Origin of the sequence: Agromyces sp. NPDC058484 (genome assembly GCF_042720415.1) — a bacterium.
GTDB lineage: Bacteria > Actinomycetota > Actinomycetes > Actinomycetales > Microbacteriaceae > Agromyces.
Map to the genome: position 1 here is coordinate 33,675 of NZ_JBHXMP010000015.1, position 12,926 is coordinate 46,600.

The window sequence follows — 12,926 nt, forward strand, 5'->3', positions numbered from 1 at the left end:
GGATGTCGCGAGCTGATGAGACGGGCCAGGCGACCGTGCCGCACGCCGACACGGCCGGCGAACGCGTGGTCGTGGCCGGCCGCCGCCGCCGGCCGACGCTGCGGATGGTCGCCGACGCCGCCGGCGTCTCGACCGCGACCGTGTCGTACGTGTTCTCGGGCCGGAACGGCGGCGACTCGGGCGTGGCGCCCGACACCGAGCGGCGCGTGCTCGACGCCGCCGAACAGCTGAACTACCGGCCGAACCGGGCCGCGCGCACCATCCGCACCGGCCGCAGCGACACCGTGCAGCTCTCGCTGCACATGCTGAGCGACCCGTGGTCGCTCGCGGTGGCGGGCGCGGTGAACGCGGAGGCGGTCCGGCACGGCCTCACGACGCTGATCCTCGCCGACGGCGACTGGTACGCGTCGCTCGACCGGGTCGAGAGCGACGTCGCCTACCTCGACGGCGCGGCCGACACCGACGAGGGCAGGCGCAAGCTGGCCGCCCTCGTGGAGCGCGGCCAGCGGCTCGTCGTGTTCTCCGAGACGCTCGAACCCGACGGCTACGACGTGATCCGCTCAGACGCGATTCCCGGGTGCTTCCTCGCGATGGACCACCTGCTGGAGCGGCACACGGCGATCGGATGCCTCGCGGCCGAGGGCGCCGTGCGTGCGGCCGACGACGCCGAGCGCGCGGCCGAGGGTGCCGGGCGCTCGCGGTACACGCCCTACCTCGAGCGGATGCGCGAGCGCGGGCTCCCTGTCGATCCGGCGCACACCGCGACCTACGCCGGAACGCAGGCGAGCGCGTTCGCCGCGGCCGTCGCCCTGCTCTCGCAGCACGACCGGCCGACCGCGATCTACGCGACCACCGACTTCGCGGCGATCGCGGCGATCAACGCGGCGCACATGCTCGGCCTGCGCGTGCCGCACGACGTGGCCGTCGTCGGCGTCGGCAACACGCCGGACGCCCGGCTCAGCACACCCACCCTGACCACCGTCGGCCCGACCGACTTCTACGACCGCCAGGCTCAGATCATCGTCGCCCGGGCGCTCGAGCCCCACACCCCGGAGCCGACGCTCCACGACTTCCCCTGGTCGCTCTTCCCGGGCGGCTCGACCGACCTCGACGCCCCGCCGCGCGCGGAGCGCACCCCGTGACACCCGACCGGCAGAACCGGTTGCACCCGAAGGAGCACCATCCCGTGGACCTGAACATCGGCATCGTCGGCTTCGGCGCGCGCGCCTCGCTGTGGAAGGAGGCGCACCGGCCCGGGCACGGCTCGCGCGTGACCGCCGTGTGCGATCTCGCCGAGCGGTCTCGCGACCAGGCGCGGTCGGCCCTGCCGGAGGCATCCGTCACCGATTCACTCGACGGGCTGCTCGCGAGCGGCGTCGACGCGGTCATGGTGCTCACGCCCGACCACCAGCACGCGCCGGTCGCGATCGCCGCGCTCGAGGCCGGGGTGCCGGTGTTCTGCGAGAAGCCGCTCGCGATCACGGTGGAGGATGCCGACGCGATCCTCCAGACCGCGCGTCGCACCGGCACGCGACTGTACGTCGGCCACAACATGCGGCACATGTCGGTCGTGCTGCTGATGCGCCGGCTCATCCTGGAGGGGCGCATCGGCGAGGTGAAGGCGATCTGGTGCCGGCACTTCGTGGGCAACGGCGGCGACTACTACTTCAAGGACTGGCATGCCGAGCGGTCGAAGACGACGGGCCTGCTGCTGCAGAAAGGCGCGCACGATCTCGATGTCATCCACTGGCTCGCCGGCGCCTACACCACCGAGGTGCAGGCGATGGGCTCGCTCAGCGTCTACGGCGACATCGCCGACCGCCGCGACCGCTCCGGCGAGCGGATGCGCGACTGGTTCAGCCTCGACAACTGGCCCCCGAAGGCGCAGACGGGCCTGAACCCGGTCATCGACGTCGAGGACATCTCGATGGTGAACCTGCGCCTCGGCAACGGCGTGCTCGCGTCGTACCAGCAGTGCCACTTCACACCCGACTACTGGCGAAACTACACCGTCATCGGCACCGAGGGGCGGATCGAGAACTTCGGGGACGTCGCGGGGTCGGAGGTGCGGCTGTGGAACCGCCGCCACAACGGCGCGGCGGCCGCCGACGAGACGTTCATCGTGCCCGAGGCGGCGCCCGACTCCGGGCACGACGGCGCCGACGCGCTGCTCGTCGCGGAGTTCCTGCGCTTCGTGCGCGAAGGCGGGCGCACCGAGACGTCGCCGGTCGCGGCGCGCGAGGCGGTGGTGGCCGGCATCCGTGCAACCGAGTCGCTGCGGGGCGGCAGCAACACGCTCGACGTGCCTCAGCTCGATGCCGACCTCGTCGAGTACTTCGAGCGCGGGCAGGCCGCTGAGCCCACCGAGCGTGCAGTTGCCGCCGGAGAAGCACCAACGACTGCACTCTCGAAGGCGTGACCCGAGGCTTTGCGGCGCGAGCGGCCGACGGATGTCGCGGCATCCCTTCGGCAGGCTCAGGACGGCGCCGTCGGCGCCCGCGCCTGATCGCCGCCCACCCGACACCGCCGAACCGACCACCGCCGAACCGACCGCCGCCGAACCCGCCGATACGATGGGCTGGGACATCCGGCGCACCCACCGGACCACTCGCGTGAGCCGCCGCATCCAGCGGCTCACGCACCGAACGACGAGGTATCGATGAAGGCCCTGTTCAAACCGGCACCCAACGCCGGCCTGGAGTACGTCGACCGGCCCGAGCCCGAGACGGGTCCCGAGGACGTGAAGATCCGGGTGCTGCGCACCGGCATCTGCGGCACCGACCTGCACATCGAGAAGTGGGACGACTGGGCGGCCGCCGAGATCGCGGCGCCGCTCATTCCGGGCCACGAGTTCTACGGCGAGGTCGTCGAGGTCGGCGACCTCGTGCACGATGTCGCCGTGGGCGACCACGTGTCGGGCGAGGGGCACATCGTGTGCGGCATGTGCCGCAACTGCCGCGCCGGGCGCCGCCAGATGTGCATCCGCACCAAGGGCGTGGGCCTCCACCGCGACGGCGCATTCGCGGAGTACATCGTCATCCCCGGCGAGAACGTCTGGGTGCACCACGCGTCGGTCGAGCCCGAGGTCGGTGCGATCTTCGACCCATTCGGCAACGCAGTGCACACCGCGCTCGCGTTCTCGGTCGTCGGCGAGGACGTGCTGGTCACGGGCTGCGGCCCGATCGGGCTCATGTCGATCGCCGTCGCCCGTCACGTCGGCGCGCGGTTCATCGTCGCCTCGGATGTCTCGCCCGCACGCCTCGAGCTCGCGATGTCGATGGGCGCCGACGCGGTCGTGGACGTCTCGCGCGAGCGCGTCGCCGACGTGCAGCCCAGGCTCGGCATGCGCGAGGGCTTCGACGTCGGATTCGAGATGTCGGGGTCGCCTCGCGCGCTCCCCGAGATGATCGAGAACATGAACCACGGCGGCCGCATCGCGTTGCTCGGCCTGCCCGCCGAGCCGTTCGCGATCGACTGGGGCAAGATGGTCACCCACATGCTCACGATGAAGGGCATCTACGGACGCGAGATGTTCGAGACGTGGAACTCGATGAGCGCCATGCTGCAGACCAGCTCCGAGCTGCGTGCGAGCATCGCGTCGATCATCAGCGACCGGTACCCGGCGCGCGAGTGGCGTGCGGCGTTCGACGCCGCGGCATCCGGCGGCGTCGGCAAGGTCATCCTCGACTGGACCGAACTGTAGGAACGGGGTCGCGCATGTACGGATCGGTGAAAGACCAGCTGCGAGCCGAGCTCGACGAGATCGAGGCGGCCGGGCTCACGAAGCGGGAGCGCGGCATCCGTGGCCCGCAGTCCTCCGAGATCGAGGTCGCGGGGCGCGAGGTGCTGAACTTCTGCGCGAACAACTACCTCGGGCTCGCGAACGATCCGCGCATCGTGGCGGCCGCGCACGGCGGCCTCGACGAGTGGGGCTACGGCCTCGCGAGCGTGCGGTTCATCTGCGGCACGCAGGAGCTGCACCTCGAGCTCGAGCGGCGGGTCTCCTCGTTCCTCGGGTACGACGACACGATCCTGTTCTCGTCGTGCTTCGACGCGAATGGCGGGGTCTTCGAGGTGCTCTTCGGGCCGGATGACGCGATCATCTCCGACGAGCTGAACCACGCGTCGATCATCGACGGCATCCGGCTCTCGAAGGCGCGGCGCTACCGCTACAGGAATCGCGACCTGGCCGACCTCGAGGCGCAGCTGGTCGCGGCATCCGATGCCCGGCGTCGGGTGATCGTGACCGACGGCGTCTTCTCGATGGACGGCTACATCGCGCCGCTGCGCGAGATCTGCGACCTCGCCGACCGGTACGACGCGCTCGTGCTCGTCGACGACTCGCACGCCGTCGGCTTCGTCGGGGAGCACGGGCGGGGCACGCCCGAGTACTGCGGGGTGGAGGGCCGGGTCGACATCACGACGGGCACGTTCGGAAAGGCGCTGGGCGGGGCATCCGGCGGCTACGTCGCCGCCCGCCAGGAGATCGTCGACCTGCTGCGCCAGCGTGCCCGGCCGTACCTGTTCTCGAACACGCTCGCGCCGGCGATCGTCGCGGGCACTCTGAAGGCGCTCGAGCTCGTAGAGGGTTCGGGCGAGCTGCGCGCGCGCTTGCAGTCGAACGCGGCGCTGTTCCGTTCCCTGATGACGGATGCCGGTTTCGACCTGCTGCCCGGCGAGCACCCCATCGTGCCCGTGATGTTCGGCGATGCGGCGCTCACCGCGCGCATCGCCGACGCGCTGCAGGCTCGCGGGGTGTACGTGACGGCGTTCAGCTTCCCGGTGGTGCCGCGCGGGGCGGCGCGCATCCGCGTGCAGCTCTCGGCGGCGCACTCGGAGGACGAGATCCGCCGCTGCGTCGCCGCGTTCGTGGCGGCGCGGGACGAGGTGATGGCGACGGCATCGCGTGTCGAGTAGGGCGACTCCGCCGGTCGAGTAGGGCGACTCCGCTGATCGAGGTGCGACTCCGCCGGTCGGGTAGCGACGAAGGAGCGTACCGAGACCCCGTCCGCCGGTCTCGATGCGCGGCTGCGCCGCACCTCGACCGCCCCAGCGTTTGCGGCGCATCCGCTGAAGCGTTCGCAGGATGAGAGCCGACACACCCCTCCTGGGAGGGTGCGAACGTGCGCTCGTCCTGCGAACGCCAGGCGAGGGTGGCCGGCAGGCCGCGAAGGGGAGCTCGCCACCCGTCGCGGTGCTCGGACCGACGGAAGGGACCGACCGGGTCGAATCGATTCGAGCTAGGATGGCGCGCATGCAGACCGAGCCGGCTCCGCGAACCGAGCCGATCGTGCGCCCGACGCTCGCCGATGTCGCGACGAAGGCCGGCGTTTCCGCGTCGACGGCGTCGCTCGCGTTCAGCGGCTCGGGTCCGGTGTCGGAGGCCACGAAGGAGCGCGTGCTCGCCGCGGCATCCGCTCTCGGCTACGGGGGGCCCGACCCGCGCGCCCGTTCACTCCGTCGCGGCCGCTCGGGGATCGTCGGCGTGGTGCTCGAGGAGCGCGTGCGCGCGGCGTTCCTCGACCCCGTGAAGATCCAGATGCTCGACGGCATCACCGAGGGCATCGCACCGCTCGGCGCGGGCCTGCTGCTGCTCACCGACACGGGCGAGGAGGGCGGGCACGCCGTGGGCATCGAGAGCGCCCCCGTCGACGCGGTGGTGCTCATCGGCTGCAGCCCGCGGCTCGGGCACTCGGTCGAGGCCCTGCGCCGCCGCGGCATCCCGGCCGTCGCGATCGAGGGCGCCGCTGGTGAGGACATCCCCGAGATCTCGATCGACAACCGCGAGGCCACGCGACTCGGCGCCCGGTACCTGCGCGAGATCGGGCACACGGATGTCGCGCTCGTCACGCTCCCGTTCGATGCGGCCCGCACGCGGGGTCCGGTGACGCCCGAACTCGAGCGCGACAGCACCGCCGACACCACGACCGAGCGCCTGCGCGGCGCCCGCGACGTGTTCCCCGAGGTCACGGGCCGCGCCGCCGCCGCGAGCTCGATCGAGGAGGGGCGCGAGGCCGGCCTTGCGCTGCTCGCCGATCCGGCGCACCGGCCCACGGCGATCATCGCGCAGAGCGATTTGCTCGCCGCGGGGGTGCTGCAGGCGGCGGAGGAGCTCGAGATCGCCGTGCCCGCCGAGCTGAGCGTGATCGGCTTCGACGGGATCCGCGTCGACGGCCTGCAGCACGACCTCACGACCCTCGTGCAGCCGAGCGTCGCGAAGGGGCGCGCGGCGGGCGAGGCGGTGGTGAGCCTGCTCGCGGGCGAGCCGCCGGTCTCGACGTGCTTCACGAGCACCCTCCACATCGGCGACACGACGGCCCCGCCGCGCCGCTGAGCGCGGCAGGGTTGCACTGCTCATCGAGGAAGACTCGCCGCGTCGCGCCGGCACCGGCGTCAGTTCAGGGCCAGCCCGGCACCGGCGTCATGCGCGTACCCCATGGCGGGCCAGGAACTCCGAGAACGTGGTCGTGCCGTACGAGGAACCGGGAGCGAGGTTGTGCCCCGCGGCGAACGCGGCGAAGGTCTTGCCCGGCAACGACACGGGAACGATCCGACGGCGCACGGATGCCGCATCCGCCCACTGCCGTGCGAGCTCCCGGGCCGCGAGCTGCTCGGGTCCGCCGACGTCGGCAGCGCGGCCGGCGGGGGTGCCGGCGACCAGCTCGCCGAGCCGGACCGCCACGTCGCCGGTGGCGATCGGCTGGAAGGAGAGGTTCGGGGCGAAGACCACCGGGCTGAACCGCTGCGCCGCGAAGAGCGCGACGACGAGGTCGTGGAACTGCGTCGCACGCAGGATGGTGTGCGGAAGCCCCGACGCCTCGAGCACGCGCTCCGCCTCGAGCTTCTGGCGGTAGTACCCGAGCGGGATCCGGTCGATACCGACGATCGAGATGAAGACGAGCTGGCCGATGTCGGCATCGCGCGATGCGGCGAGGAGCGTCTTCATGAGCGCCGCCTCTCCGGCGCCGAGACCGTTCGCGGTCGCGAGATGCACGACGGTATCGGTTCCGGCGACCGCCTCGCGAACACCTGCACCGGTGCGCAGGTCGCCGATGACGTGCCCGGGGCCATCGCGGCGGCTCAGCACGCGCACGTCATGACCCGCCGCGCGCAGATGTTCGACCGTCGGGACGCCGAGACGGCCGGTGCCGCCGGTGACGAGGATCGAGCTCATACGCCCACGACCATCCACGCCGTGCCGCGCGCCCGCAACCCGAGCGTCACACCTCGGGCGGCGAGGTAGCCGATCGCGAACGACGCGGTGAGCCACGCGAGTGCGGCCGCGCCGGCCAGCCCCGCGGCATCCGCCCACCGGACCGTGCCGAGCGCGAGCGGCACGAATGCGGCGAGGTTCACGAGGCCCGTCCACGCGAGGTATCGCGCGTCGCCCGCGCCGATGAGCACGCCGTCGAGCACGAACACGAGCCCGCCGAGCGGCGCCGAGAGCCCGAGCAGCACGAGCGACGGCGGCAGCAGTGCCGCCACCGAGGCCGATGAGGTGAACACTGCGGGCAGCACCCAGGCGGTCGCGATCACGAGCGCGCCGAGCACAGCGCCCGAGCCGACGCCCCACTGCACGCAGCGGCGCAGCACGGCACGCACCTGCTCGAGGTCGCCCGCGCCGAGCGCGCGCCCGATGAGCGCCTGGGCCGCGATCGCGAGCGCGTCGAGCGCGAAGCCGAGCGTGAAGTACAGCGTGATCGCCACCTGGTAGGCCGCGAGCTCGTCGGAGCCGAGCGAGGTCGCCGCCCAGGTCGCGAGCAGCAGCGCCGCGCGCAGGCTGAGGGTGCGCAGGAAGAGCCAGCCGCCGGATGCCGCGCCCCGCAGCACCCCCGCATGGTGCGGCCACGGGCTCGCACCCACCCGGCCCGCGTGCCGCGAGACCACGACGACGTACGCCGCGACCATGCCCCACTGCGCGATGACCGTGCCGACCGCCGACCCCGCGATGGCCCAGCCGAGTCCGTAGATGAAGACCGCGTTCAGCGCGATGTTCGCGGCGAATCCGATGCCGGCGACCCAGAGCGGGGTGCGGGTGTCCTGCAGGCCGCGCAGCAGCCCGGTGGATGCGAACACGACGAGCATCGCCGGGAGCCCCGCCATCGAGATCGAGAGGTAGACGGATGCCGCGGCCGCGACCTCGGCCGACGCCCCGAACGCCCCGACGAGCCACGGTGTGGACACCCAACCCGCGAGCGCGAGCACGACGCCGAGTGCGAGCGCGAGCCACAGCCCGTCGACGCCGGATGCCACGGCGCCCCGCTCGTCGCCGGCCCCGAACCGGCGCGCCACGGCGGGCGTCGTCGCGTAGGCGAGGAACACCATGAGCCCGATGATCGTCTGCAGCACCGCGCTCGCGAGGCCGAGGCCTGCCAACGGGGTCGCGCCGAGGTGCCCGACCATCGCGGTGTCGGCGAGCAGGAACAGCGGCTCGGCGACGAGCGCGCCGAGCGCGGGCACGGCGAGGCGCAGGATGTCGCGGTCGACGATGCGGCGGGAGGCGGTGGTGTCGGTCATGTCCGCGTCGAGCCTACGCGTGGCCGCCGACACCGGGGGTGCGGCATCCGCTCGCGGCATCCGCCCGGGCATTCGCTCGCGGCATCCGCTCGGCCCTTCCTTCCCACGCCGGGTCTAGTGTGGCTCCGTGACCACACGCGAGTCGCTGCGCTCCGATCGACGGATGCCCCGGCGCCGCGGTTTCGGCCTCCACCCGGCCCAGGCCGTGGTGGTCGGATTCGCGGCCGCGATCCTCGCGGGCACCGCGCTCCTGCTGCTGCCCGTCTCGACGATGGACGGCCGGTCGCCGTCGTTCGTCGACGCGCTCTTCACCGCGACATCCGCCGTCTGCGTCACGGGCCTCGCCGTGCTCGACACACCGACCTTCTGGAGTCCGTTCGGCCAGGTCGCGATCATGCTGCTCATCCAGCTCGGCGGCCTCGGCATCATGATCTTCGCCTCGCTCATCGGGCTCGTGCTCGCGCGCAAGATGTCGGTGCGCTCGCGGCTGAACACGCTGACCGAGGCGAAGGCCGTCGGGATCGACGACGTGCGCGGGCTCGTGCGCGGCATCGTGCTCATCTCCTTCGTGATCGAGGCGGCGGCGTTCCTGCTGCTGTTCCTCCGGTTCCTCCTCGGGTACGGCTACGCCGTCGGCGAGGCGGCCTGGCACGCCGGGTTCCACGCGGTGTCCGCGTTCAACAACGCGGGCTTCGCGCTGTACAGCGACAACCTCATCGGGTTCGCGAGCGACCCGTTCATCTGCCTGCCGATCGCGGCGGCGATCATCCTCGGCGGTCTCGGGTTCCCGGTCATCATGCAATTGCGCCGGGAGTTCCGGCGCCCGCTTCACTGGACGATGAACACCAAGCTCGTGCTGTGGGGCACGGTCGTGCTCCTCGTCGTCGGCACGGCGTACATCACCCTCATCGAGTGGAACAACCCCGCCACCCTCGGCGCGCTCGATCCGGCCGCACGCGTGCTCGCGGGGTTCTTCCACTCGGTTCAGACGCGCACCGCGGGCTTCAACGCGATCGACATCGGCGCCATGCACGACGAGACGTGGCTCGGCATGGACGTGCTCATGTTCATCGGCGCAGGGCCCGCGGGCACGGCCGGCGGCATCAAGGTGACGACCTTCGCCGTGCTGTTCTTCATCCTCATGACCGAGCTGCGCGGCGAGGGTGCGGTGAACATCTTCGGCAAGCGCCTCTCACGGGCGGTGCACCGCCAGGCGATCACCGTCGTGCTGATCGCGGTTGCGGCGGTCATGGCGGGCACCCTGGCGCTCATGTTCCTCACCGGGCTCGACCTCGATCGGCTGCTCTTCGAGGCGGTCTCCGCGTTCGGCACCGTCGGCCTCTCCACCGGCATCACAGCCGACCTGCCGGATGCCGCGAAGCTCGTGCTCGTGGCACTGATGTTCCTCGGCCGGCTCGGGCCGCTGACCCTCGGCTCGGCGATCGCGTTGCGCGAGCGCCGCATCCTCTATGAGTACCCCAAGGAAAGGCCCGCCATTGGCTAGATTCTCGCTCTTCAGCGGCGACACCTCCCGCCGCATCGCCGAGGCCGATTCGGTCGCGGTCATCGGCCTCGGGCGCTTCGGCAGCTCGCTCGCCCTCGAGCTCATGGCCCACGGCACCGAGGTGCTCGGCATCGACCTCGACGAAGACCTCGTGCAGGCGCTGAACGGCCGGCTCACGCAGGTGGTGCGCACGGACTCCACGAAGGAGGAGGCGCTGCGCCAGCTCGCGATCGACGAGTTCGACCGGGTCGTCGTGGCGATCGGCGACGACATCTCGGCATCGATCCTCACGTGCTCGGTGCTGCTCGGCATGGGCATTCCCGTCATCTGGGCGAAGGCCGTCGACGACCGGCACGGGCTCATCCTCGAGCAGCTCGGCGTGCATCACGTGATCTACCCCGAGAAGGACATGGGCCGCAGGGTCGCGCACCTCGTGCGCGGCGCGGCGCTCGACTACATCGAGGTCGACCGGGGCTACGCGCTCGTGAAGGCCTCCGCGCCCGCCGTGCTCCTCGGCAAGCGCCTCGGCGACACGGGGCTCCGCAGCGCCTACGGGGTGACGATCGCCGCGTTCAAGCGCGACGCGGAATCGTGGAAGAACGCCGACGCCGACACGATCCTCGAGTCGGGCGACACGATCCTCGTGGTCGGACCCACCTCGAGCGCCGAGAACTTCGCCCAGCTGCGGTGAGCTGCGGCATCCGCCCGCTTAGGCTGGGGGGATGACCGACGTCACGCTCCCCTCAGGCATCGCGAAGGACGAACTCGACGGGGAGGTGCGACCGCAAGACGACCTGTTCCGGCACGTCAACGGGCGGTGGATCGAACGCACCGAGATCCCGGCCGACAAGGCCCGCTACGGCTCGTTCCTCGTGCTGCACGAAGAGGCCGAGCACGCCGTGCGCGAGATCATCGAGGAGGCGCAGCAGGCCGAGCCCGGCACCGAGGCGCGCAAGGTCGGCGACCTCTACGCGAGCTTCATGGACGAGCAGCACGTCGACCTGCTCGGCGCCGCGCCGATCGCGGGCCAGCTCGTCGACGTGTCGCTCATCGACTCGATCGAGTCGTTTCTCGGCACCCTCGGGCGCCTCGAACGGCAGGGCGTCTCGGGGTTCGTGCAGCTCTACGTCGACAACGACCCCGGCAACCCCTCGCGCTACCTCGTCTTCGTCGAGCAGGGCGGCATCGGCCTGCCCGACGAGAGCTACTTCCGCGAGGAGCGGTTCGCCGAGGTGCGCAGCGCCTACAACTCCCACCTCGAGCGGATGTTCGCGCTCGCCCGGCTCGATGACGCCGCCGATCGCGCCGTGCGGGTCTTCGACCTCGAGACCGCGATCGCCGCGGCGCACTGGAACAACGTCGACACCCGCGACAGCGAGAAGACGTACAACCTGTACCAGTGGCCGGATGCCGCGGCCGCGTTCGCTTCGCTCCCTGAGCCCGTCGAAGGGGGCGCTTCGACCCTTCGACGAGGCTCAGGGGAGTCCGGCTCAGCGACCTTGCTGCAGGTGTGGCGCGACGCGATGGGCGTGCCCGACGGTGCGTTCGACGAGCTCGTGCTGCGCGAGCCGAGCTTCGTCACCGGACTCGGAGCCCTGCTCACCGCCGAGCGCCTGCCGGCGTGGAAGGACTGGCTCGCCTGGCAGGTGATCCGCTCGAACGCGGCGTACCTCTCGAACGACTTCGTCGAGGCCAACTTCGACTTCTACGGCCGCACCCTCACGGGCACGCCGCAGTTGCGCGAGCGCTGGAAGCGCGGCGTCTCGCTCGTCGAGGGCGCCATGGGCGAGGCGGTCGGTCGCATCTACGTGGAGCGGCACTTCCCGCCGGCGGCGAAGACGGCGATGGACGACCTCGTCGCGAACCTCGTCGAGGCGTACCGGCAGTCGATCACGGCGCTCGGCTGGATGGGCGACGACACCCGTGCGAAGGCGCTCGACAAGCTCGAGAAGTTCACGCCGAAGATCGGCTTCCCCGTGAAGTGGCGCGATTACTCCTCGCTCGAGGTCGACCCCTCCGACCTCGTCGGCAACGTGCGCGCGACGGCCGAGTTCGAGTTCAACCGCGAGCTCGGCAAGATCGGCAAGCCGATCGACCGCGACGAGTGGTTCATGACCCCGCAGACGATCAACGCGTACTACAACCCCGGGTTCAACGAGATCGTGTTCCCTGCCGCGATCCTGCAGTTCCCGTTCTTCGACGCGGGTCGGGATGCCGCGGCGAACTATGGTGCGATCGGCGCCGTGATCGGGCACGAGATCGGGCACGGCTTCGACGACCAGGGCTCGAAGTACGACGGCGACGGCAGGCTCACCGACTGGTGGACCGAGGCCGACCGCGCGGCGTTCGAAGACCGCACGAAGGCGCTCATCGCCCAGTACGACGCGCTGCGGCCCGCCCAGCTCGACCTCGAGGAGCACGGAGACGACCACAACGTGAACGGCGCCCTCACGATCGGCGAGAACATCGGCGACCTCGGTGGCCTCGCGATCGCGTGGAAGGCGTACGTGCTGTCGCTCGGCACTTCGTTCCCTGAGCCTGCCGAAGGGAGCGAGAACGCTTCGACGAGCTCAGCGAGCGTGGGTCCCGTGATCGACGGGCTGACGGGCGCGCAGCGGTTCTTCCTCTCGTGGGCGCAGGCATGGCAGATGAAGGGTCGTGACGAGGAGGTCATCCGCCTGCTCGCGATCGATCCGCACTCGCCGAACGAGTTCCGGTGCAACCAGATCGTGCGCAACATCGATGAGTTCTACACTGGCTTCGGAGTGACCTCCGAAGACGCCCTCTGGCTCGATCCGGCCGAGCGGGTGACCATCTGGTAGTCGACTTCAGCCAACCGTCCAGTCCATCCTTCTCGTGCGCGCCGCGTCCCGCGGTGGGGGAGCGCCGAGCGCAGAGGAAGAGC

Annotated in this window: 10 protein-coding genes; 8 read left to right on the top strand and 2 right to left on the bottom strand. The window is 71.2% G+C overall.

Annotated elements, in window-relative coordinates; translation table 11 throughout:
- Positions 1–2 precede the first annotated feature (2 nt).
- From ACFWN7_RS12870 to ACFWN7_RS12890, 5 genes are all read left to right on the top strand, one after another.
- Positions 3–1,142: a LacI family DNA-binding transcriptional regulator gene (locus tag ACFWN7_RS12870; RefSeq protein ID WP_376939208.1), complete on the top strand. Its 1,140-nt coding sequence runs from the start codon at positions 3–5 to the stop codon at positions 1,140–1,142.
- Between the two features lie 44 nt (positions 1,143–1,186).
- Positions 1,187–2,419 carry a Gfo/Idh/MocA family protein gene (locus ACFWN7_RS12875; protein WP_376939209.1) on the top strand — a complete coding sequence of 411 codons (1,233 nt, stop codon included), beginning with the start codon at positions 1,187–1,189 and terminating at the stop codon, positions 2,417–2,419.
- Positions 2,420–2,659: 240 nt separating this feature from the next.
- Complete coding sequence (tdh, locus tag ACFWN7_RS12880) at positions 2,660–3,703, top strand: L-threonine 3-dehydrogenase (RefSeq protein ID WP_376939210.1); 1,044 nt, start codon at positions 2,660–2,662, stop codon at positions 3,701–3,703.
- A gap of 14 nt (positions 3,704–3,717) precedes the next feature.
- Positions 3,718–4,917 (top strand): glycine C-acetyltransferase, encoded by a 1,200-nt coding sequence (locus ACFWN7_RS12885; protein WP_376939211.1) that lies wholly within the window; start codon positions 3,718–3,720, stop codon positions 4,915–4,917.
- Positions 4,918–5,254: 337 nt separating this feature from the next.
- Positions 5,255–6,334 (top strand): LacI family DNA-binding transcriptional regulator, encoded by a 1,080-nt coding sequence (locus tag ACFWN7_RS12890; protein ID WP_376939212.1) that lies wholly within the window; start codon positions 5,255–5,257, stop codon positions 6,332–6,334.
- Positions 6,335–6,421: 87 nt separating this feature from the next.
- Here the strand turns inward: ACFWN7_RS12890 and ACFWN7_RS12895 are convergent, their stop codons facing one another.
- Together ACFWN7_RS12895 and ACFWN7_RS12900 are read right to left on the bottom strand one after the other, a co-directional pair.
- Positions 6,422–7,174, bottom strand: a complete 753-nt coding sequence (locus ACFWN7_RS12895) for an SDR family oxidoreductase (RefSeq protein WP_376939213.1) — start codon at positions 7,172–7,174, stop codon at positions 6,422–6,424.
- Positions 7,171–8,517, bottom strand: coding sequence for an MATE family efflux transporter (locus tag ACFWN7_RS12900; protein ID WP_376939214.1), 1,347 nt, complete (start codon positions 8,515–8,517; stop codon positions 7,171–7,173). The genes ACFWN7_RS12895 and ACFWN7_RS12900 overlap by 4 nt, the downstream gene beginning before the upstream one ends.
- Before the next feature lie 163 nt (positions 8,518–8,680).
- Here ACFWN7_RS12900 and ACFWN7_RS12905 point away from each other — a divergent pair, with 163 nt between their 5' ends.
- From ACFWN7_RS12905 to ACFWN7_RS12915, 3 genes are read left to right on the top strand one after another with little or no spacing between them, the layout of a single operon-like run.
- Entirely contained in the window at positions 8,681–10,021 is a 1,341-nt protein-coding gene (locus ACFWN7_RS12905; protein WP_376939270.1) for a TrkH family potassium uptake protein, read from the top strand.
- Complete coding sequence (locus ACFWN7_RS12910; RefSeq protein ID WP_376939215.1) at positions 10,014–10,712, top strand: potassium channel family protein; 699 nt, start codon at positions 10,014–10,016, stop codon at positions 10,710–10,712. The genes ACFWN7_RS12905 and ACFWN7_RS12910 overlap by 8 nt, the downstream gene beginning before the upstream one ends.
- A gap of 31 nt (positions 10,713–10,743) precedes the next feature.
- Positions 10,744–12,843: a M13 family metallopeptidase gene (locus ACFWN7_RS12915; RefSeq protein ID WP_376939216.1), complete on the top strand. Its 2,100-nt coding sequence runs from the start codon at positions 10,744–10,746 to the stop codon at positions 12,841–12,843.
- Positions 12,844–12,926: the final 83 nt, after the last annotated feature.

Excerpts from the sequence above, each read along its gene's own strand:
- ACFWN7_RS12870 (WP_376939208.1), top strand. The coding sequence starts at position 3 with ATGTCGCGAGCTGATGAGACGGGCCAGGCGACCGTGCCGCACGCCGAC.
- tdh (WP_376939210.1), top strand. The coding sequence starts at position 2,660 with ATGAAGGCCCTGTTCAAACCGGCACCCAACGCCGGCCTGGAGTACGTC.
- ACFWN7_RS12885 (WP_376939211.1), top strand. The coding sequence starts at position 3,718 with ATGTACGGATCGGTGAAAGACCAGCTGCGAGCCGAGCTCGACGAGATC.
- ACFWN7_RS12890 (WP_376939212.1), top strand. The coding sequence starts at position 5,255 with ATGCAGACCGAGCCGGCTCCGCGAACCGAGCCGATCGTGCGCCCGACG.
- ACFWN7_RS12895 (WP_376939213.1), bottom strand. The coding sequence starts at position 7,174 with ATGAGCTCGATCCTCGTCACCGGCGGCACCGGCCGTCTCGGCGTCCCG.
- ACFWN7_RS12900 (WP_376939214.1), bottom strand. The coding sequence starts at position 8,517 with ATGACCGACACCACCGCCTCCCGCCGCATCGTCGACCGCGACATCCTG.
- ACFWN7_RS12905 (WP_376939270.1), top strand. The coding sequence starts at position 8,681 with ATGCCCCGGCGCCGCGGTTTCGGCCTCCACCCGGCCCAGGCCGTGGTG.
- ACFWN7_RS12915 (WP_376939216.1), top strand. The coding sequence starts at position 10,744 with ATGACCGACGTCACGCTCCCCTCAGGCATCGCGAAGGACGAACTCGAC.